21 protein-coding genes are annotated in these 21,211 nt (G+C 53.8%); 5 read left to right on the forward strand and 16 right to left on the reverse strand.

Going from position 1 to position 21,211, the window contains the following annotated elements; all coding sequences use genetic code 11:
- Nucleotides 1-70: 70 nt before the first annotated feature.
- The 8 genes from prfB to ACJJIQ_RS13175 form a co-directional block, all read right to left on the reverse strand.
- Nucleotides 71-1,166, reverse strand: a protein-coding gene (prfB, locus tag ACJJIQ_RS13140; protein WP_413662795.1) for a peptide chain release factor 2 whose coding sequence is annotated in 2 segments (ribosomal slippage) — nt 71-1,093 and nt 1,095-1,166 — 1,095 coding nt in all. Because the reading frame shifts where the segments join, the coding sequence is not laid out codon by codon here.
- 103 nt (nt 1,167-1,269) lie between these two features.
- Entirely contained in the window at nt 1,270-1,662 is a 393-nt protein-coding gene (locus ACJJIQ_RS13145; protein WP_445362130.1) for a MerR family transcriptional regulator, read from the reverse strand.
- Between the two features lie 24 nt (nt 1,663-1,686).
- Complete coding sequence (locus ACJJIQ_RS13150; RefSeq protein ID WP_445362131.1) at nt 1,687-2,058, reverse strand: hypothetical protein; 372 nt, start codon at nt 2,056-2,058, stop codon at nt 1,687-1,689.
- A 120-nt stretch (nt 2,059-2,178) separates the two neighbouring features.
- A complete protein-coding gene (locus ACJJIQ_RS13155; RefSeq protein WP_445355970.1) occupies nt 2,179-2,805 on the reverse strand; it encodes a LysE family translocator in 627 nt (208 codons plus the stop codon).
- Between the two features lie 8 nt (nt 2,806-2,813).
- A complete protein-coding gene (locus tag ACJJIQ_RS13160) occupies nt 2,814-3,725 on the reverse strand; it encodes a DMT family transporter (RefSeq protein ID WP_444893194.1) in 912 nt (303 codons plus the stop codon).
- 79 nt (nt 3,726-3,804) lie between these two features.
- Nucleotides 3,805-5,499, reverse strand: coding sequence for a single-stranded-DNA-specific exonuclease RecJ (gene recJ / locus ACJJIQ_RS13165; RefSeq protein WP_445364814.1), 1,695 nt, complete (start codon nt 5,497-5,499; stop codon nt 3,805-3,807).
- Between the two features lie 93 nt (nt 5,500-5,592).
- Entirely contained in the window at nt 5,593-6,993 is a 1,401-nt protein-coding gene (thrC, locus tag ACJJIQ_RS13170; protein ID WP_445362132.1) for a threonine synthase, read from the reverse strand.
- 86 nt (nt 6,994-7,079) lie between these two features.
- The gene (locus ACJJIQ_RS13175) at nt 7,080-8,402 is read right to left on the reverse strand and encodes a homoserine dehydrogenase (RefSeq protein WP_445364815.1); all 1,323 of its coding nucleotides are present in this window, start codon (nt 8,400-8,402) and stop codon (nt 7,080-7,082) included.
- A 404-nt stretch (nt 8,403-8,806) separates the two neighbouring features.
- On the opposite strand from ACJJIQ_RS13175, the gene ACJJIQ_RS13180 reads away from it, so the two are divergent.
- The 3 genes from ACJJIQ_RS13180 to aspA all read left to right on the forward strand — a co-directional run bounded on the left by ACJJIQ_RS13180 (nt 8,807) and on the right by aspA (nt 12,314).
- On the forward strand, nt 8,807-9,820 hold the full coding sequence (locus ACJJIQ_RS13180) for an asparaginase (protein WP_445362133.1): 1,014 nt from the start codon (nt 8,807-8,809) through the stop codon (nt 9,818-9,820).
- 105 nt (nt 9,821-9,925) lie between these two features.
- Nucleotides 9,926-10,741, forward strand: a complete 816-nt coding sequence (locus ACJJIQ_RS13185; RefSeq protein WP_445362134.1) for a helix-turn-helix domain-containing protein — start codon at nt 9,926-9,928, stop codon at nt 10,739-10,741.
- A gap of 106 nt (nt 10,742-10,847) precedes the next feature.
- The gene (gene aspA, locus ACJJIQ_RS13190) at nt 10,848-12,314 is read left to right on the forward strand and encodes an aspartate ammonia-lyase (RefSeq protein ID WP_445362135.1); all 1,467 of its coding nucleotides are present in this window, start codon (nt 10,848-10,850) and stop codon (nt 12,312-12,314) included.
- A gap of 52 nt (nt 12,315-12,366) precedes the next feature.
- Here the strand turns inward: aspA and ACJJIQ_RS13195 are convergent, their stop codons facing one another.
- From ACJJIQ_RS13195 to ffh, 6 genes are all read right to left on the reverse strand, one after another.
- Nucleotides 12,367-13,116, reverse strand: coding sequence for a DsbC family protein (locus ACJJIQ_RS13195; protein WP_445362136.1), 750 nt, complete (start codon nt 13,114-13,116; stop codon nt 12,367-12,369).
- A 319-nt stretch (nt 13,117-13,435) separates the two neighbouring features.
- The gene (gene rplS / locus ACJJIQ_RS13200) at nt 13,436-13,792 is read right to left on the reverse strand and encodes a 50S ribosomal protein L19 (protein WP_282934563.1); all 357 of its coding nucleotides are present in this window, start codon (nt 13,790-13,792) and stop codon (nt 13,436-13,438) included.
- A gap of 73 nt (nt 13,793-13,865) precedes the next feature.
- Nucleotides 13,866-14,630: a tRNA (guanosine(37)-N1)-methyltransferase TrmD gene (gene trmD / locus ACJJIQ_RS13205; RefSeq protein ID WP_413662806.1), complete on the reverse strand. Its 765-nt coding sequence runs from the start codon at nt 14,628-14,630 to the stop codon at nt 13,866-13,868.
- Between the two features lie 12 nt (nt 14,631-14,642).
- On the reverse strand, nt 14,643-15,182 hold the full coding sequence (rimM, locus tag ACJJIQ_RS13210; RefSeq protein ID WP_108735295.1) for a ribosome maturation factor RimM: 540 nt from the start codon (nt 15,180-15,182) through the stop codon (nt 14,643-14,645).
- A 22-nt stretch (nt 15,183-15,204) separates the two neighbouring features.
- Nucleotides 15,205-15,444, reverse strand: a complete 240-nt coding sequence (rpsP, locus tag ACJJIQ_RS13215) for a 30S ribosomal protein S16 (RefSeq protein ID WP_445362137.1) — start codon at nt 15,442-15,444, stop codon at nt 15,205-15,207.
- A 155-nt stretch (nt 15,445-15,599) separates the two neighbouring features.
- Nucleotides 15,600-17,012: a signal recognition particle protein gene (ffh, locus tag ACJJIQ_RS13220; protein WP_445362138.1), complete on the reverse strand. Its 1,413-nt coding sequence runs from the start codon at nt 17,010-17,012 to the stop codon at nt 15,600-15,602.
- Nucleotides 17,013-17,217: 205 nt separating this feature from the next.
- On the opposite strand from ffh, the gene ACJJIQ_RS13225 reads away from it, so the two are divergent.
- Nucleotides 17,218-18,018, forward strand: a complete 801-nt coding sequence (locus ACJJIQ_RS13225) for a cytochrome C assembly family protein (protein ID WP_108734000.1) — start codon at nt 17,218-17,220, stop codon at nt 18,016-18,018.
- A gap of 79 nt (nt 18,019-18,097) precedes the next feature.
- Nucleotides 18,098-19,360 carry an HlyC/CorC family transporter gene (locus ACJJIQ_RS13230; RefSeq protein WP_445362139.1) on the forward strand — a complete coding sequence of 421 codons (1,263 nt, stop codon included), beginning with the start codon at nt 18,098-18,100 and terminating at the stop codon, nt 19,358-19,360.
- Nucleotides 19,361-19,375: 15 nt separating this feature from the next.
- On the opposite strand, the gene rnhB is transcribed toward ACJJIQ_RS13230, so the two are convergent.
- The gene (gene rnhB, locus ACJJIQ_RS13235) at nt 19,376-19,993 is read right to left on the reverse strand and encodes a ribonuclease HII (protein WP_445362140.1); all 618 of its coding nucleotides are present in this window, start codon (nt 19,991-19,993) and stop codon (nt 19,376-19,378) included.
- A gap of 8 nt (nt 19,994-20,001) precedes the next feature.
- A complete protein-coding gene (gene lpxB, locus ACJJIQ_RS13240) occupies nt 20,002-21,171 on the reverse strand; it encodes a lipid-A-disaccharide synthase (protein WP_445362141.1) in 1,170 nt (389 codons plus the stop codon).
- Nucleotides 21,172-21,211: the final 40 nt, after the last annotated feature.

Here is a 21,211-nt window from a genome sequence, read left to right on the forward strand (position 1 = left end):
TGATCTATCAGTTTTGTGATTGATATTGCCCCTCATCGACGAGGGGCGCGGTGAGAGTGGAGACTTTAAATCAGAGGCCGGCTTTTAGGCTGGCTTCGATAAATTGGTCCAGGTCTCCGTCCAATACTGCCTGGCAGTTGCTGGTCTGGACATTGGTGCGCAGGTCCTTGATACGCTGGTCGTCCAACACGTAAGAGCGGATCTGGCTGCCCCAACCGATGTCGGCCTTGCTGTCTTCCATGGCCTGCTTCTCTGCGTTGCGCTTGAGCATTTCCTGCTCGTACATTTTTGCGCGCAGCATTTTCCAGGCTTTATCGCGGTTCTGGTGCTGGGAGCGCTCGCTCTGGCACTGCACGACGATACCGGATTCTGTGTGGGTCAAACGCACCGCAGAATCGGTTTTGTTCACGTGCTGACCACCGGCGCCGGACGCGCGGTAGGTGTCCTCACGCACCTGGGATTTGTCAATTTCAATCTCGATATTGTCATCGATTTCCGGTGACACAAATACCGAGCTGAAAGAAGTGTGACGGCGGTTGCCGGAATCAAACGGTGATTTGCGCACTAGGCGGTGTACGCCGGTTTCTGTGCGCAACCAGCCGAAGGCGTGGTCGCCGGCGAAATGCACGGTGGCACTCTTGATACCGGCAACTTCCCCTGCGGAGACTTCTTCCAGGGTGGTCTTGAAGCCGTGGGCTTCACCCCAGCGCAGGTACATACGCAAGATCATTTCCGCCCAGTCCTGGGCCTCGGTACCACCGGAGCCGGCCTGGATATCCAGATAGGCGTTGTTCTCATCGTTCTCGCCGGAGAACATACGGCGGAATTCCAGAATCCCCAGCTGCTGCTGGAGACCTTCGATCTCAGTGGAGACCTCCCCTACGGAGTCCTCATCATTTTCCTCGACTGCCATTTCCAACAGCTCGCGGCAATCGGCGATGCCGGAGTCGAGGTTTTCGATGGTATTAACCACCGTTTCCAGGGAGGAGCGCTCGCGCCCCAGTTCCTGTGCGCGGCTGGGGTCGTCCCAGACGCTCGGCTCAGCCAGCTCCAGCTCTACTTCGGTAAGGCGTTCTTTCTTGCTGGCGTAGTCAAAGATACCCCCTAAGAACGTCGGTGCGCTCTTCGAGGTCTTTCAATTGATTGATGAGGGGATTGATTTCCATGAACTTTCGGTGTCCGGACAAAATAAAAAGCGGCGCGCATTCTACCGCAGCGCGCGGGGGTCCTTCCAGTCAGATAGGGGCTGATATGGCGGCAAATCCTCTACTAGGCGGTCTGTCCCGAGAGCTTTTCCAGAATTGCGCAGTCTGGGGACTCATTGCCGGCGCAGCTATCGGCAAAGGCCCGCAAGGTTGCGCGCATCCCCAGCAGGGTCTGCAACTGCTCTTCGAGCTGCCCGAGCTTGTGATTGACCAGGTCTTTGGTCTCGCGGCTGTGGCGCTCCGGGTTATTCCGCAACCCCAGCAGCGCCCGGACCTCCTCAGTGGTAAAGCCACAGGCCCGCGCGCGGCGCACGAAGCAGAGGGTTTCAACATCGGCAGTGGAGTAATCCCGATAGCCATTAGCAGAGCGGCCGGGCACCACCAGGCCAATATTTTCGTAGTGGCGCAGGGCTTTTGCACTGAGCCCCGAATTCTCTGCGGCCTGGGAAATATTCACGATTACCCCACTTAAGGTTTCAACTCAGGCACTGTTGTCCCGACAGGCAGCAAACTGATACTGCACTTTCTCCGCGGGGCTATATCCCAGCTCAATTGAGGCATCCAGGGCATCCATACCGACCAAGTGCATCAGGATATCTCCTGTGGGTGCGCCACATACGGCGGGGAACATCCTGTCGGTGCGGACTCCACAGCGGGACTCCTGCACCTTCACCCCATTGTCACTCAACTTGGCCTGGCTCTGCTGAAGGGTCATACCACCCCCTTCGCACTGCTTGCTGCCACTGCCGCGGTAAATCCACACCATTTCCCCTGGCCTCATAGTCGCTGCAGGAGGCGTGGGTGCGACTTCGGGCTCCGCCGCGCCGGGTGTGTTCTCAACCTCGTTCTCCATCGCTCTCTCCTCCCTCGACTGGCCGCAAGCCGCCACTGAGATAATCAGGGCCCATACCCATAAGAATGACAACCGTTTTTTCAGCACAGAACATCCTCCATAAAGCGATAAATAGTCGTGTCAGGATAACGCCAACCAGGCTCCCACCGATAGCATCAAAGTACCAGAAATCCGATTAACCAAACGCACATTTTCAGATCGCTCCAACAATCGACTCAGGGCCTGGCCGCCACTGGCATAAATCAGCAGGCACAACGCCTCCAAAAGCAGCAATATCGCCAGCAAGACTGAAAGCTGCGGTATCAGAGGTTTGGTATCGTTAATAAATGGCGGTAATAACGCAATAAAAAACGCCCAGCCCTTGGGGTTAGCCACAGCTGTAACAAAACCCTGTAGTGCCAGCGCTCTTCGCGATGGTCGGCTAGCGTCGACCGTATCACCCTGATCCATCAGAGCCAGCTGCCCCCGGGAGCGCCACATCTGCACGCCTATCCAGGCCAAATAGGCGGCCCCGCAGTATTTGAACAGCTGAAATAAAGTCGGATACTGAACCATCAATACCGCAGCACCGAGTGCAGAGGTAATCGCCACCGACGCAACACCGATCAACTCTCCCACCATCATCCATAGAGTCTGACGCACGCCCAGGGTAATTCCCAGACTGAGCGATAGCATCATGCAGAGCCCCGGTGTGACCGAGGCAAAGAAGCTTGCGGGAACAAAGAGTGCCAGTGTCGATAATTCCATTGATATTCCTAGTGGTGAGTACCGCTGTGGTTGCCGTAATGACTGACCAGCATCCCCGCCAGCATCAAACCACAGCCAATTAACTCCGTGGTATTGAGCATTTCATTGAGGAATAGCCAGCCCGCCGCCAGGGCAAAAACTGCCTCCAAACTCATAATTACGGTAGCGTGAGAAGGCGCGGCGTAGCGTTGGGCCAAGAGCTGGAAAGTAAACGCCAGTGCCGTGGAGAAAATCATCATATAGGCGATAGGCCAAGCCGCATCGATCGCCGATTGCAGTGTCGCCTCTTCGGTAAATAGCGAAGCTACGGCGGACAAAAGGCCACACACCAGGAACTGGATACAGGCCAGCCGCAGGGCATCGTAGCGTTTTACCAGTCGATCTGCCGTCAATACCTGGATGGCAAAAACAAAGGCACTGGCAAATACCATTAAGTCGCCCACCAGCTGGGATTCTTCACTGAAGTCCGCCAACCAATAGAGACCGAACAAAGCGAGACCAATTCCCATCCAGGTCCAGCGATTGGTTTTATGCCCCAGGGACAAACCAATTACAGGCACCAGCAGTAAATAAAAACCGGTAATAAATCCAGCGCGGCCGGCAGTGGTATACAGCAGGCTCACCTGTTGCAGTGCCGCGCCTAGAAACAGCCAAAAACCCAACAGTGCGCCACCGGGCAGGCAGGCCCGCCAGGTGTGATTCACCGATTGCCCTTCGGCTTCACCGGGCTGGGCATCGCGACGGGAGGACAACCAGTAAACGATGGGGATCAGGATTAAACCGCCGAGAATAAAACGCCATGCGTTAAATGCCAGCGGCTCAATATCCGCCATGGCAATCTTTTGTGGCACAAAGGCAACGCCCCAGAAGAGAGCGGCTAATAACAGTAGGACTTCGGCCTGGACTTGTTTACGTTTCACTACTTTTTACTTCCAAACAACTTGGGAGCTGTTGCAAAAAACTCCGTGTTTTTCCCAACAGCCAAATACAAAGTGCGCCCTATACCGCTTCTAACAGGCTCACCATTAATTGCAGGGATTCCCGCCCGCGAAATTCATTAACATCGAGCTTAAAAGCCAAGCGCACTCTTTCCGTGGGCTGCGGCCACTGCTCGGTGTCCACATTAAAAGCAATAGCATCCAGCGCTAGTTGCGGCGCCTGGGGCGGCGCCACCACCATTTTTAAATGGCGCTCGCCGACGATGCGCTGTTGCAGCAACAGGAATTCACCGTCGAATACCGGCTCTGGAAACGCCTGTCCCCAGGGCGCACAAGCGCGCAACATGGCTGCCGTGTGCAAAGTGTAATCCCCAGATTCCAACTCACCGTCAGAGTCGATAACCGCGTGCAGCTGGTTTTCATTCAGGCGGTTGCGCACCACCTGCTCAAAAGCCTTACGGAAAGCCTCCAGGTTTTCCTGGGGTAAGCTCAGCCCCGCCGCCATGGCGTGGCCACCGAACTTGCTGATCAGGTCCGGGTGAGAGGCGGCTACGTCACTCAGGGCATCGCGAATATGCAGCCCGGGAATCGAACGCGCAGAGCCCTTCACCAGGCCGTTATCACCCTCAGCAAATGCGATCACCGGGCGGTGGAATTTCTCTTTGATGCGGCTGGCCAAAATACCCACCACACCTTGATGCCAGTTGGCGTCGTACAGACACAAACTCCAGGGAATTTCGCCCTCCAGTCGCAACTCATCCAGGGCCGCCATTGCCTCCCGCTGCATCCCCTGCTCGATCGCCTTGCGATCCCGGTTCAGGGCGTCCAGCTCGCCGGCCAGCTCCCGCGCTTCACTGGGATCGCGGGTGAGCAGGCAGCGGATACCGGTGCCGATATCGTCGAGACGACCAGCCGCATTAATTCGCGGCCCCAAAATAAAACCAATATCTGTGGTGGAGAGCCTGCGCTGGTCGCGCCCGGCAACCTCCATCAGGGCGGCAATACCGGGCCGGCAGCGGCCGGCACGGATACGGGCGATGCCCTGGTGAACCAGAATCCGGTTGTTGTGATCCAGCGGGACCAAGTCGGCCACAGTACCCAAGGCGACCAAATCCAGGTATTCGGCCATATTGGGCGGGGCGATACCGCTCTGCTCAAACCACCCACTCTGCTGTAGGGCCGTGCGCAAACGGCTGAGCAGATAAAAGATCACCCCCACCCCAGCGAGGTTCTTGCTGGGAAAGTCACAGTCTGGCTGGTTCGGGTTTACGATGGCATCCGCCTGCGGCAGCTCACTGCCGGGCAGGTGGTGATCCGTCACAATCACTTTCATACCAGCAGCTTTTGCCGCTGCCACGCCCTCGATACTGCTAATACCGTTATCTACGGTGATCAGCAGGTCGGGCTGATAATCTTTGGCTACCTCGACAATTTCTGGAGTCAGCCCGTAGCCGAAGTCAAAGCGGTTCGGCACCAGGTACTTCACTCCCGGCGCGCCCATTGCACCCAGGGCCAACACCCCCAAGGTGCTGCTGGTGGCTCCATCCGCATCGAAATCCCCCACGATAAGGATTTTCTTTTGCCCGTGGGTAGCATCCACCAGCAAGGCAACGGCAGCCTCCAGCCCTCGCATACTCTGCGGGCTCTGTAATTGAGAGAGACTGTGATCCAGCGCTTCTTCGCTGACAATCCCCCGCCCCAACAGGACACGCTGCAATATTTTTGGTGTTTCAGAAGCAAAACGGCCAGTAGACATATCCACTGGCCGTCGCTGAATTTTTGTACTCAATGTATTTCTCAGCAAACAAATAGCTAATCGGTTGCCGCTTATTGCACGACAGTGTGCCGATTAACTGCCTTCTGACAGCATCGTCGCCATATAGTCGTGTACTTGGGACAAGTTATTGGGCAATACCTTGAAGCGCTCCTCCCGCTGCCAGAGATCCTGCATATGACTCGGCAGGGGAGTCTCTTTTTCTGGCAGGGCCTGGGCCACGGCATCGGGGAATTTTGCCGGGTGTGCGGTAGATAAGCAAACCATGGGCTGCTCGGTGGAGTGACGTACCTGTCGTGCGGCTTCAACCCCGATAGCTGTATGCGGATCGAGCAGATATTCGCAGGAGCTGAAGGTCTCGCCAATCACTTCAACCGTGCGCTTGTCATCCACCCGACTGGAGGAGAAAACTTCCCTCGCTTTGCCCAGGGCCGATTCACTCAAATGCATGGGCTGGCTGCGATCCGCGAGCAATTCAGCAACCGTCGCACCATCGCGACCGTAGAGATCAAACAGCAATCGCTCAAAGTTGCTCGACACCATAATATCCATACTGGGAGACAAGCTGTGCACCAGTGGTTTGGGAGTGTGGTCATTGCCGCTGATGCAGCGATGCAGAATATCGTTGGCATTGGTCGCAATTACCAATTGGTCGATAGGCAATCCCATCTGCCTCGCCAGGTAACCGGCGAAAATATCGCCAAAATTACCGGTGGGTACGGAGAAATTAACGGTTTTATCCGGCGCCCCCAGGCGCAGGGCGGCATAAAAGTAATAGACGATCTGCGCCATAATCCGCGCCCAGTTAATGGAATTAACCGCTACCAGGCGGCGTCCATCGGGCAGGAATGATTGATCGGCAAAACTCGCTTTCACCATATTTTGGCAATCGTCAAAATTACCTTCGAGAGCGATATTAAATACGTTGTCCGACTGCACTGTGGTCATCTGGCGTCGCTGGACTTCAGACACACGCTTATGGGGGTGCAGAATAAAAATATCGATATTGTCGCAATGGCGGCAACCTTCGATCGCGGCCGAACCGGTATCCCCAGAAGTTGCTCCCATAACCACCACTCTTTCACCGCGCTTTTTCAGCAGGTGATCAAAGAGTTGACCGAGGAACTGCAAGGCAAAATCTTTAAATGCCAAGGTGGGCCCATGAAACAACTCGAGCACCCACTCATTGGTGTCTGTCTGCACCAGCGGGGCAATAGCTTTGTGGCGGAAGTGCTTGTAGGAGCGTCCGATAATACCGCTCAGCTCTTCATCACTGAGATCATCCCCCACAAACGGCTGGATAATGCGAAAGGCCAGCTGCTCGTAATCGAGCCCCGCCATAGAGGCAATTTCCTCGCGAGAAAACTTCGGCAAAGTCTCGGGAACATAGAGGCCTCCATCGCTGGCAAGGCCTGTTAGTACGGTATCGGCGAAGGAGAGAGACGGCGCGCTGCCGCGTGTGCTGACAAATTTCACAGTATTTCTTGGCTCTTATCGCTGGCTGGGGAGTTTATTGATTGGGGCACCGAGCCCGGGGTTATGTCACTCGGCGCCCGCAGGGTTTATCCGAGGCTCTCAACACGAATCCTGACGACTTCACCTTCGACCGTTTCCAAAGCCTCAATTTGTGCAACTGCTTCGCGGAGGCTGGCTTCATCAGCCCGGCTGGTCAGAATCACCACCGGGACAAGTGCCTCACCTTCAACCGGTTCGTGCTGGATCAGAGCCTCGATGCTGATGCCCTGATCACTGCAAATGGTGGCCACCTGAGACATAACACCGGGCTTGTCGTGGGCAGCGATGCGCAGGTAATAACTGGTAATAACATCTTCTTCCGGCAGAACCTGGGTTCCCCCTTGATTCGCAAGAGCGACACCCGCTGCCGGCACTCTGTGCTCCGGCTTGGCTTCAAGAGTGCGGGCCACATCAACAAGATCGGCGATCACTGCCGATGCCGTGGCTTCATCGCCCGCACCAGCACCGTAATACAGGGTTGGTCCCACAGCATCGCCGCTGACCAGCACCGCATTCATAACGCCGTTTACGTTGGCGATCAGGCGGCGCTGGGGGATTAAAGTCGGGTGCACCCGCAACTCCACGCCCTTGTCAGTGCGACGCGCAATCCCCAGATGCTTGATACGGTATCCCAGCTCATCGGCGTAGCGAATATCTTCACTACAGATCCGGCTGATGCCTTCGGTGTACACCTTGTCAAAAGCGAGCGGCATAGCAAATGCCAGGGAAGCCATAATCACCAGCTTGTGAGCAGCATCGATACCTTCCACATCAAAAGTGGGGTCCGCTTCCGCATATCCTAAAGCTTGGGCTTGGGCCAGAGCTTCATCGAAACTGCGCCCTTTTTCCCGCATCTCAGTGAGAATGTAATTGCCGGTGCCATTAATAATTCCGGCGAGCCACTGCACCTGGTTGCCCACCAATCCTTCGCGCAGGGATTTAATAATAGGAATACCGCCAGCTACCGCCGCCTCATAGGCAATGGTGACATTGTGCTTTGCGGCCAGCTCAAACAGCTCGTTGCCGTGTTCGGCAATCAACGCCTTGTTAGCGGTGACAACATGCTTGCCATTTTCAATCGCTGTGCGCACCAGCTCCTTGGCTACCGTAGTACCACCGATAAGCTCCACCAAAATATCCACGTTGGGATTATTGGCGACATCGAAAATTTCCCGTGTAACGTTTATCTGGCTGGTATCACAGTGTGCGTTATCGCGGCGCGCACCTATTTGCTCAATGACCAGGGCGCGACCGCAACGGGCTGCAATTTCCCGCCCATTGCGCGCCAATACATTCACCGTTCCACTGCCGACAGTACCCAGGCCACAGATACCGATCCGCACGGCACGGGGTGCCTTTTTTACAACCACCTGAGCCTCCGCCTCCGCAGTCTCTTCCACTGTTGCGCTCACAATGTTCCTCCGCGCAACTATAGGGGCAGCGAACCAGACCGGGATCTACCCCCGATTACATAGAAAGTGCCACCACAGGAAGCCGCGCAATAAATGCAAATAAAATTGACAAAAGATCATCAACCTTACCGAGCGGAACGTAAAAAAGTCAATATAATTGCGCCATAAAGGCACCGCTTCCGGCTAGAGTAGAGTCGAAACTTCTGTCACCCAAAATCACCTCTTGAAACCAACAGCGTCCTCAGTAGATGCTATAGAAGCATCTACTAGCATCAGGTAACAGCAACCTGCGAAATTGCATCCACCGCGCCTTTGCACAAAATAGGGGCGTACTGAATCCGGACTCAGATAGTGGTCGAGTAATGAAGAAAACCCTAATCCTTTATACAGGCGGAACCCTGGGAATGCGCCGAAGCGAATCGGGCTATGTGCCTGACGCCGACCTGGAAGGCGCTCTGGGCCGCCTCTTACAAGATGTTATCGGCCAGCTTCCACAATACGATTTCCAGGCACTCGACCCACTGCTGGATAGCGCCAATATGCGACCAAAGGACTGGTATCACATTGCCAGCCTGATACGCGACAACTATAGCCAGTACTCAGGCTTTTTGGTGTTGCACGGCACCGACACCATGGCCTACACCGCCTCAGCACTGTCCTTTGCCCTACAAGGCATAGAAAAGCCCGTGGTCGTCACCGGTTCCCAGATTCCCTTGCGGGAGATGCGTAGCGACGCCTATAACAACTTAATTGCGGCGCTATTATTAAGCGGCTCCGACGATATCAGGGAGGTCTGCCTCTACTTCAACGGCAAACTTCTACGCGGCAACCGTGCAGTGAAGGTCAATTCTGGCTCACTGGATGCTTTTAGCAGCCCCAATTACCCCTGTCTCGGGGAAGTGGGCATCCAGGTCAATATCGACCACAACGCCCTGCTGGTTCCCACCGGTGAACCGCAGTTTCAGATTCCCGCCGATGCCAATGGCGGAGTGATTTTACTGAAACTATTCCCCGGTATATCTCCCTCACTGATTGAGAAAATTTTAGAGAGCCGCCCCAAGGGCCTGATTATTGAAACATACGGCACCGGCAATGCGCCGACTGACGACAGCGCATTTACTGAGCAGCTTGAGAAGGCTTCAAAGCTCGGCACTATTTGTGTAGCAGTGTCCCAGTGTTTGGAACACCAGGTGGATCTGGGTAAATACGCTGCGGGCTCCGCACTGCTTGATGCCGGTGTTATAGGTGGTCTGGATATGACCAGCGAAGCCTGTTTTGTAAAACTCAACCACCTGTTGGCAATGGGCTATTCCGATATGGAAATTAAAACCCTATTACAGCGCCCGTTGTGCGGTGAGTGCAATCACCCCAACTGATAAAAACTGAAACTATTGGCGAAGCCATATGGCTTCGCCTTTAAAAAGGGACCGAGTGATTAACAAGGATTGAAGGGATAACCTCTATCCAGAAGCAAAATACCGATGAGCAACGATTTTTCGCAAAACCTCCGCCTTCTGTGCAGCTTCTACCCATCCATAGCCGAGGTGTGCCGGCGAATTGGGGTGAACCGTGCCCAGTTCAATAAATATCTCAACGGTAACACTCAACCCTCCCAGTATACCCTGGGAAAGATATGTCATTTTTTTGGCGTAGAGCCCCATGAAATCATGATGCCCCACGAGCAATTCAGCCAAATTGTTCGCGTGCGCAGCGCACCCGTATCCGACAGCCTCCCCGCCAGGCCCTACAATCGCGATATTGATATTCTGATGCGGGAGTCCCAGGGGCGGGCCGATAAATATTTAGGCTTCTATTTCGAGTACCACTACTCCATGACCTTCTCCGACCATATTATTCGCAGCCTGCTGCATATTGAGTCGGATGGTGATGGGTATTATTTTCAGCGCTTCGAACGAATGCGCTACCCGGACAGGGATGAGTGGTATAAATCCCGCTATAAAGGCATGCTGCTCTTTCTTGCCGATCGTATTTTTTTGGTCGGCTATGAATCCTTGACTCACAATGAAATCGCACAAACTATTTTATACCCTACCTATAAAAGCCGAGTCAGCTATCTATCTGGATTAAAGCTGGGAGCATCCGCCAGTGACAGGCGTGAGCCCGTCTGCACAAAAGTAGTTCTCGAATCTCTCGGTCGCAACATCAGCATAAAAAATGCACTGAAATTATGTGGTGTTTTTGGTCCTGAGTCCGAAGAGATAAACAAAAACATCCGCGAGAATATTCGCGCAACCTCTACAGAGGGGCCGCAGAGTTTCTTTGCGACACCACTCTAAAAATACTTCCCAATTAATTACTAAATTACCCCAACACGAGGCTTGCGGGAGGTGGGGATATTACCTCACCCCACACAGGCCCATACGATGAAGAGAAGAGAAACTAATGACCAACGATTTCCACACACTCAAACCAATGCCGGTTTTTAGTGCAGGTGCAGAAACCCGCTTGGAGAAAGACTTATTGGGTGAGCGCGAAGTACCGGCCGATGTCTATTTTGGCATTCAAACTTTGCGCGCTTTGGAGAATTTCCAGATTACCGGAATTACCCTGAATCACTTCCCCAATCTGGTAAAAGCACTGGCGATGGTAAAAAAAGCTGCGGCCAGTGCCAATGGACAGCTCGGCTACCTGGAGCCCAAACTGCAAGATGCCATTGCCACTGCTTGTGACGAGATTATCGATGGCAAACTGCACGATCAATTTTTGGTAGATATGATTCAGGGCGGCGCCGGCACTTCTACCAATATGAATGCCAATGAGGTGATTGCCAACCGCGCGCTGGAATTACTCGGTCACAACAAAGCTGAGTACAAAAAAGTACACCCCAACAACCATGTAAACCTATCGCAATCTACCAATGATGTTTATCCAACTTCGATAAACCTGGCCATTCTGCTCAGCTACAGCGACCTGGTTAAGTCCATGGAGAGCTTGTGCGTTGAGTTCGACAAGAAGGCCAAAGAGTTTGCCTCAGTAATTAAAATGGGGCGCACCCAGCTGCAAGATGCCGTACCTATGACCCTGGGCCAGGAGTTTGCCGCTTTCGCCGCTACTGTGCGCGAAGATGTCGACAGAGTGAAGGAACTGGTCGCTCTATTCAAAGAGATCAATATGGGTGGTACCGCGATCGGCACCGGCATTAATACCGACCCGGAATATCGCCAGCTGGTTGTTAACGCGCTGTCAGAAATTTCCGGCATCGATTTTGTCTGCGCAGAAAACCTGGTGGAAGCCACCTCCGACATGGGCGCCTTCGTGATGTTCTCCGGCGTCATGAAACGCATCGCCGTTAAGATCTCGAAAATTTGCAGCGATTTACGCCTGATTTCCAGCGGCCCTCGCGCTGGCCTCAATGAAATTAACCTGCCGCCGATGCAACCCGGCTCATCCATTATGCCCGGCAAGGTCAACCCGGTTATTCCCGAAGTGGTTAACCAGGTTGCCTACCAGGTGATCGGCAACGACCTCACGATTACCCTGGCTGCTGAATCCGGTCAGTTGCAGCTCAATGTAATGGAGCCAGTGATCGCCTTTAACCTGCTACAGTCCATGCGCCTGATGACCCAAGCCATGACCACGCTTGCGGATCGCTGTGTAAGCGGCATCACTGCCAACGAAGAGCACTGCCTGCAACTGGTTGAGAACAGCATCGGCCTGATTACTGCGGTAAACCCGTTTATTGGCTATGAAAATGCCACCCGCATCGCCAAGCAGGCGCTAATTACCGGTGCCAGTGTGAAACAGCTAATCCTTGATGAGGGGTTACTGAGTGAGGAGGAACTGAACGATATCCTCGCGCCGGAGAATATGACCCAGCCGAGAAAAGTAGAAATTAAAAACCCTGCTTAAAAACAAAAACCGGCGGCCTCTCGGCTGCCGGTTTTTTAGCTATCAGCCGGGCTTAAATTCCCAGCTCTTTAAGCAAGCGATCCGGTGGTAAGTAACCGGGAACGACCCGACCATCTTCCATCACGATAGTCGGCGTACCGCGCACATCGATAGCCTCGTTGCCCAACTTGTATTGAGCTGCCACCGGGTTTGTCTTACAGACATCCAAAGGCACGTTTTCACGGTTCTTAAGTGCAGTCAGCGTCTTGTTGCTATCTTCCGCACACCATGCAGTTGCCAGTTTGCGATATCCCAGGGAGTTAAGACCACCGCGTGGGAACGCCAGGTAGCGCACTTCGATTCCGCGCTTGTTCAGCTCGGGCACATCCTGGTGCAGCTTGCGGCAGTAACCGCAGTCCACATCGGTAAATACATAAACGCTTGCCTTGGTTTCACCTTTCGGGGAGAAGACAATCATATCTTCTGTATCAAGGGCGCCCATGACCGCAGCGCGGCGCGTCGCTCTACGCTGCTCGGAAAGGTTGGCAACACCGCCAGCCTTCACCTGGTAGAGATCGCCATAAACAAAGTGATTGCCATCAGCAGAGACGAACAGGGTCGTGTTGCCGTCATCGACATCCACTTCGTAAAGCCCTTCAATTGGACTCTCCCGTACCTCTCCATAGGTTGCTTTGGGATTACTCGCCTCAAGGCGTGTCTTGATGGTTTTTACAACGTTGGTATCGACTTCTGCCAACGCTGCAGAGCCCACCAGACTGAGTAGCGCGCCAGCGACTGCCAGCGGCTTCTTGATAAGCGTCATTACCAATTGCTCCTTAAATTCTCATTGGGCTTCGACTTAATCATCGGCCTTCAGTTCCAGCCAGTATGGCAGCTCTTTGCCGCTGCGAACCTAATTGGCACGTTTTAACATATCCAGTCAGCTTGGACTACGCAAAACACCGCAAGACGTGAGCGCTTTAGCGAAATTGACTGTATCCCCGCGCCAGGGCAAGCCCGTGTCCATTTATGTCAGTTAAGGCAAGCAGACCCAATCAGGGGCACCAAATATGCTGCTCGTAACCCACATACAAAAAAGGCCGAAGCGTACGCTTCGGCCTTTTTCTGCGATCAAGGAGAGCTTAGTTGAGCTTCTCTTTGATACGTGCAGCTTTACCAGTCAGGCTGCGGAGGTAGTACAGCTTGGCCTGACGCACGTCACCGCGACGCTTAACCTTGAGGCTGTCAACCATCGGGCTGTGAGTCTGGAAAGTACGCTCAACGCCAACACCGTGGGAAATTTTACGCACGGTGAAGGAGGAGTTCAGACCACGGTTGCGCTTACCGATAACCACGCCTTCGAACGCCTGCAGACGCTCACGGTTGCCCTCTTTTACTTTTACCTGAACGATTACAGTGTCGCCCGGTGCGAAGGGAGGTACTTCGCTCTTCAGCTGTTCCTGCTCCAGCTGCTGGATAATTTTGTTAGTCATTTGGATCGCTCCCAAATACAGATTGTGTAGCTTCTCAGCTAGTTCACCGAACTACTCGCGCCTCCCGGCGAATTCGGCCTCAATTTTCTTCGAGCTTCTGTTCCCGCTGGATCTCATCCAGCAACAACTTCTGCTCATCGCTCAGCTCCAACCCTTGCAATAAGTCCGGGCGTCGCTGTTGCGTGCGCGCCAATGCCTGCTTCAGGCGCCAGCGGCGTATTCTTTCATGGTTGCCGGAAAGCAAAACTTCCGGTACCGCTACTCCCCGATATTGTTCCGGTCGGGTGTAGTGTGGGCAGTCCAGCAGGCCAGAGGAGAAAGAGTCCTCAACCGCCGATTGGTTGTGTCCAAGTGCGCCGGGAATCAAGCGGGTAATAGCATCCACCATCACCATAGCAGCCAATTCGCCACCGCTGAGGACATAGTCACCAATGGACCACTCCTCGTCGATCATAGATTCGACGATACGCTCATCCACACCTTCGTAGCGCCCCGCCAACAACACCAGGTTGCCAGCTGCAGACAGCTGCTCCACTCCACCCTGATCGAGCTGCCGACCCTGGGGAGACATGTAGATACTGCGTACAGATTCACCATCTTCACCAGCCCAAGCTCGAGCAGCCTCGAGAGCCTGGTAAAGGGGCTCAGCTAACATCACCATTCCCGGTCCGCCGCCGTAAGGGCGATCGTCCACAGTCCGGTGCCTGTCACTGGTAAAGTCCCGAGGATTCCAACAGCGAACTTCTAAAAGGCCATCTTTCACAGCCCGTCCACTGACGCCATACTCGGTCAATGCGGCAAACATCTCCGGAAAAATGCTTACCAGAGCGATTCGTTTTGTCATCGCTCCTACGCCTTAAAAAGCCGGGTCCCAGTCGACGGTTATTACACCGACTTCCAGGTCAATATTGGTAATAAACTGATCAGGTAGATAGGGAATCAAGCGCTCGCGCTTATCCGCTCCACCGCGCACCACCATTACATCGTTGGCACCAGTTTCCATCATGCGAGCGACGGTACCAAAGTCGTGATCTTCGCCATCGAAATGGCTGACAACCTTTAACCCTTCGAGCTGGTGCCAGTAATACTCACCATGCTCAAGCTCAGGCATCAGTTCACGAGCTACAGCAATATCGCGCTGGCAAAGTCGAGCCGCCAAATCGCGGTCATCAATGCCTTTCACATGTACGATCAAGCCCTTGCCGTGACGCTTACCAGCGTCAATTTCGAGAGCTTCCCAACCTTTCGGCCCCTGCAAGCGCCAATTAGGGAACTGCAGGATGTTGTCCATCGGCTCGGTATAGGAGTGAACCTTGACCCAGCCGCGCACACCATAAACGGTAGTAACGCGCCCAACCGTGACCAACTCTTCGGAAGGTTTTCCGTTATCTGTCACAGGAGCACCACTTACGCGCAAATTAAGCAGATTCTTTCAGAAGCTTGCTGACGCGGTCAGAAACCTGTGCGCCACGACCCAGCCAGAAATCAACACGCTCGCGATCAACACGCAGACGCTCTTCCTGACCACGGGCAACCGGGTTGAAGAAACCAACACGCTCAATAAAACGACCGTCGCGAGATTTGCGGCTGTCGGTAACGGTCAGATGATAAAATGGGCGCTTTTTAGCACCACCACGGGCCAAACGAATGGTTACCATGTAACTTTCCTATAGGTTCAACACTAGGCAACCGCACTAAGCAGTCACCACAACAACTTTTTACCGGCAGCAGGGCCGGCAGAAAGGCGGCGTATTCTAATGTACCACCCCAGATTTGTATAGGGTCGCCAAGCCGCCCGGAGAACCTCGGTTCTCTACTTCTTTTTGAGGCCCGGTGGCAGGCCTCCGGGCATACCGCCCATACCGCCAGGCATACCACCGCCCATACCGGGCAGGCCGCCGAGGCCGCGCATCATTTTACCCATGCCCCCGCCTTTGAGCTTCTTCATCATCTTGCCCATCTGCTTGTGCTGCTTGAGCAGGCGATTCAAGTCCTGTAGCTGGGTGCCGGAACCGGCAACGATGCGGCGCTTGCGCGAACCGTTAAGAAGGTCAGGATTGCGGCGTTCGGCCGGCGTCATGGAGGAAATCAATGCGTCCATACGCTTAAATTCTTTGCCCATATCGGCCTGTTGTGCAGCCTGCGCTACACCGCCCATGCCGGGCATTTTCTCCAACAGGGAGCCAAAGCCACCCATATTTTGCATTTGCTGCAACTGATCGCGCAGGTCTTCCAGGTCAAAGCCTTTACCCTTCTGGACCTTCTTAACCAGCTTTTCGGCTTTCTCTTTATCAATCTTCTGCTCTGCTTCTTCAATCAGAGACAGAATGTCACCCATACCCAGGATACGAGAGGCGATACGATCCGGGTGGAAGGTTTCCAGAGCGTCGGTCTTTTCACCAACACCGATAAACTTGATTGGCTTACCGGTGACGTGACGCACGGAGAGAGCGGCACCACCACGGGCATCGCCATCGGCCTTGGTGAGAATCACACCGGTCAGCGGCAGCGCATCATTAAAGGCACTTGCGGTATTTACCGCATCCTGACCGATCATTGCGTCGATCACGAACAGGGTTTCCGCCGGGTCCAACTCACTGTGCAGCTCACGGATTTCATCCATCAACTCGGAGTCCACATGCAGTCGACCAGCAGTATCCACAATCAGCACATCGGCAAATTGTTTGCGGGCAGCGCCCACAGCACCCTTGGCAATATCCAGCGGTTTCTGCTCAGCTGTAGAGGGGTAAAACTGTGCCCCCACTTCACCGGCCAAGGTCTCCAGCTGTTTAATAGCGGCAGGGCGGTAGACGTCCGCACTCACCACCATGACTTTTTTCTTTTCACGCTCCTGCAGGTATTTGGCCAGCTTGGCCACACTGGTGGTTTTACCAGCACCCTGAAGGCCCGCCATCAGGATTACCGCCGGAGGTTGCACGGCGAGGTTGAGAGGCTCTGCAGCCGCACCCATCACCTTAACCAGCTCATCCTGAACAATCTTGACGAACTGCTGGCCCGGGTTGAGAGCCTTGCTAACCTTCTGTCCTACCGCAGCGGTGCGCACTTGCTGAACAAATGCCTTAACCACTGGCAGAGCGACATCCGCCTCCAACAGCGCCTTGCGCACTTCGCGCAAAGTATCGCGGATATTGTCATCCGTAAGGCGCGCTTTACCGGTAACTTTCTTTAAGGCCGCCGATAAGCGGTCACTCAGGTTATCGAACATAAATTCGTCTCGATCTCTCCGTTTACGGACTCAACCCCAGTGCGGAGGGGCGCGAAATTAGGGGGGAGCAAACTGCAACTCCCTCTCTGAGGCGCGGCAGTATAGCCCAGGTCTCGCCACAGCCGAAATATCGCAAGTCTTCCTTGTTTCAACTGGCTATGACACACTCCTGCCCTAACGCAATAATGAAGACACGGATTTACCCATGGCGGCTTTCGCCCACTGGACAGCTATCGCTCTCTACCTGGCCACAACCATAGTTGCAGGTGCGGCTCTGGCCCGAAAACAACAGCCGAATTCCAAACTGCTTCTCAGCCTTTTGGCGGGTGCACTTGTCACCCACGGAATATCCCTGGGACACGTTCTCTTTTCACCCGAAGGCTATCGCTTTGACCTGCTGGCAATGCTCTCGCTGATTTCCTGGGTAGTTAACTTTCTATTATTGATCCTGGCCGTTGGCCGGCCACTTACTCTACTTATTCTTATTTTCGCACCAGTGGGAGCCGCCACTGAATTTGCCGCATCCCATATTTGGGGCACCGTAACGCCACATCAACAGATCTCTGCCGGCATTGCGGTACACGCTCTGCTGTCTATTTCCGCCTATTCGCTGCTAACCCTGGCTACCTTACAGGCAATCTACCTCTATTACCTTAACCAGCAGCTGCACAATCACAGGCCCGTAGGCGCCACCCGCCTTCTGCCACCATTGCAGAGCATGGAATCACTGCTGTTTGGTCTGATCACTTTCGGGCAACTACTGCTCACCGCCTCCCTGCTGACCGGTTTCGTCTTTGTTGGCAATTTGTTTGAAGAGGGGCCAATACACAAAACCATCCTCTCTATGGTCGCCTGGGTTCTTTACACCATACTCCTATGGGGACACTGGAGGTTGGGCTGGAGAGGCAATACCGCTGTGCGTTGGACCTTAAGCGCTTTCGCCGCCCTACTACTTGCCTATTTTGGTAGTAAGCTGGTTATGGAAGTCATTCTCCAGCGCGGGTAATCGAATATACGACTGCAAAGCTTGCGGAGGTCGGCAATATGTTCCAATATCTCCGCTTGGAAATAAAAAGAGTTCTCCCTTGAACGAGATGCCCACGGGCCTGCTATTCGGTTTGCTGGCCCTATTGATACTGATATCCGCCTTCTTCTCCAGCTCCGAAACCAGCATGATGGCGCTTAACCGCTATCGTCTGCGGCACCAAGCCAAAAGCGGGCACCGCGGGGCAAAGCGCGCCACCGAGCTACTCGCACGCCCGGACAAGCTGATCGGCTCAATTCTAATCGGCAACAATCTCGTTAACGTTCTTGTATCCGTAATCGCCGGCTCGGTATTCGCGCAAATTTACGGAGAAATACTCACCACCATTGTCTTAACTCTTGCCCTACTGATTTTTGCTGAGGTCACACCAAAGACTATTGCCGCTCTACACCCGGAAAAAATTGCTTTCCCCGCCTCATTTATTTTGCGCCCACTGCAATGGCTGCTCACTCCCCTGGTGCTGTTGATTGGTGGCATATCCAACGGCCTGGCGCGTTTGCTGGGAGTCGAAACAAAAGCGAATAGCGAAGCGGAACACCTGGCCCCCGAAGAACTCCGAACCGTTGTATTCGAATCAGGCGCCCTGCTTCCCAGCAAGCACAAAGGCATGTTGCTCAACGTGCTGGACCTGGACCAAGCAACCGTTGAAGACATCATGATTCCGCGCAATGAAGTCATGGGTGTTGACCTGGAAAACAGCGCCGAAGAGATCCTGCAGCAGCTAGCGGAAAGTTCCTACACTCGCCTCCCCGTATATCGCGGTGACATCAATCGAGTAGTAGGCATACTTCACCTGCGAAAAGCGGCGCAAATACTGCGCGACGGACCAGAAAATTTAACGGCAGCGCGGCTCAACTCCTTCACCGATGAGCCTTACTTCGTACCCGAGGCAACACCACTCCCCACACTGCTGATGAACTTCCAGAAAACCAAGCGCCGCATGGGGCTGGTAGTTGATGAGTACGGAGAGGTAATGGGTATCGTTACCCTGGAAGATCTGCTGGAGGAAATTGTCGGCGACTTCACCGCAAGTCCAGTACCCAGCGATGACGAGGAGATAGTCGCTATAGAAGATGGCTGGTACATGATCGAGGGCGGCACTTCTATTCGCGATATTAATCGCACCCTTGGCTGGGAACTGCCCACCGACGGGCCGAAAACCTTTAACGGCCTGGCAATGGAACACCTGGAGAGTATCCCCGACGGCAATATCAGCCTGTACATCCTCAATTACCTGGTGGAAATTGAGGAGGTCTCAGACAAGATGATTACCCGGGCCAGAATCAAGCGAATCGACAAGTAACGCTACAGCCGTTAATCACTCAACTTCTTCTAGCAAGCGCCTTACCGGTGCAAAGCTGGTGCGGTGTATTGGAGTGGGACCCTGCAATTGTAAAGCTTCCATATGCGCCTTGGTGGGATACCCTTTATGACCTGCAAGGCCGTAACCGGGATATTCAGAGTCCAGCACTACCATTTCCCTATCACGGGTCACCTTAGCCAAAATAGATGCCGCCCCAATTGCAGCGACACGACCATCGCCCTTTACAACGGTATCGCAAGGGTAATCCCAGTTCGGTTTTTTATTGCCATCCACCAACACAAATTCAGGCTGCACGGATAGCTGTGCAACTGCACGATGCATCGCCAGTAAACTTGCCTGCAAAATATTTAGCTGGTCAATTTCCTCAACTGTTGCACGAGCTATGGAGTAACTGAGCGCTCGCTCACAAATCTCATCAAACAACCGCTCGCGCTTTTTTTCAGTCAGCTTTTTGGAGTCGGCAAGCCCGGCAATTGGCTTGTTAGGATCAAGAATCACAGCTGCGGCAACTACATCACCAGCTAAGGGGCCGCGCCCAACCTCATCGACACCTGCAATCAAATCACCCTTGAAAGGGCAAACATAGGGGGGCAATTCTGTTTTACTACTCATAACTTATACTACTCGGCAGATTCAGGCTTAGCTTCCAGCAGCCCCACCACGGCATCAGCAGCCCGCTCAGAAGCATTGCGTCTCAACTGTTGATGCATTTCGAAAAACTCGCGCTCTAAATGATCCCCAAGAAGCGGATCTTCAAAGTACTGCATCACCGCCGCACCAAGATTCTCCGGAATAGCATCATTCTGCAAAATTTCCGGCACCAGTTCTTTTTGGGCTAGTAAATTTGGTAGCGAAACCCATGGGGTATGCAACATCCGCGAGACGATCATAGACGTCAATCTGCCCAGCTTGTAGGTAACGACCATGGGCTTTTTAAGGAGCATTGTTTCAAGGGTCGCCGTACCCGATGCAATGAGCACACAGTCTGCCGCAGAAACGGCCCGTCTCGATTGCCCCTCAAGTAAAGTAATAGGGAGTTCAGGGTAATCTTTTAGCTGCTCTTGAATCTCATCCATACGCTGCTTGTTGGCAGCGGGAATAACAAATTTAATATCCGAGTGACGCTGGTGGCACCATCGGGCCGTTTGCAGAAACAACGGCCCCAGCATGCGAACCTCACCTCCACGACTGCCAGGCAAAAGGGCAATTACCCGGTCGCCTTTCTCAAAGCCCAATGCTTTGCGTTCACCGGCGACATCCACTTGCAGGGGAATTTCATCAGCCAAAGGGTGGCCAACAAAGGTCACCGGTACTTGGTTATCTCGGTAGAAATTCGCTTCAAATGGAAGCAGGGTCAACATTTGGTCGACAGCCCGCGCAATCTTTTTAATTCGACCCTGCCGCCAGGCCCAAACCGAAGGACTGACATAATGGACGGTGGGGATACCCTCAGCCTTGAGTGCAGCCTCAAGAGTCAATGTAAAGTCCGGGGAATCTATACCAATAAATAGATCGGGAGGGTTATCAGTAAAGTGGCGACGGAGAGATCTGCGGATTTTCAACAGTTCCGGAAGGCGCTTCAAAGGCTCTACCAGCCCCATTACCGACAGCCGCTCCATAGGAAATAAACTTGTAGCATCCAGTTCCAGCATGCGCGGCCCGGCAATCCCCTCAAACTCTACATTGGGAAGCCGAGTTTTTAATGCGGCCATTAAACCAGAACCGAGGATATCTCCTGACGCCTCACCGACAACGATACCAATTCGTATCGGCTTATTTTTTTCTGACACGCCTATATCCCTCCTCTTGGGGAGCTGTTTATGTTGGAAT

The sequence above is a fragment of the Microbulbifer maximicatervae (SeqCode) genome, assembly GCF_052468295.1.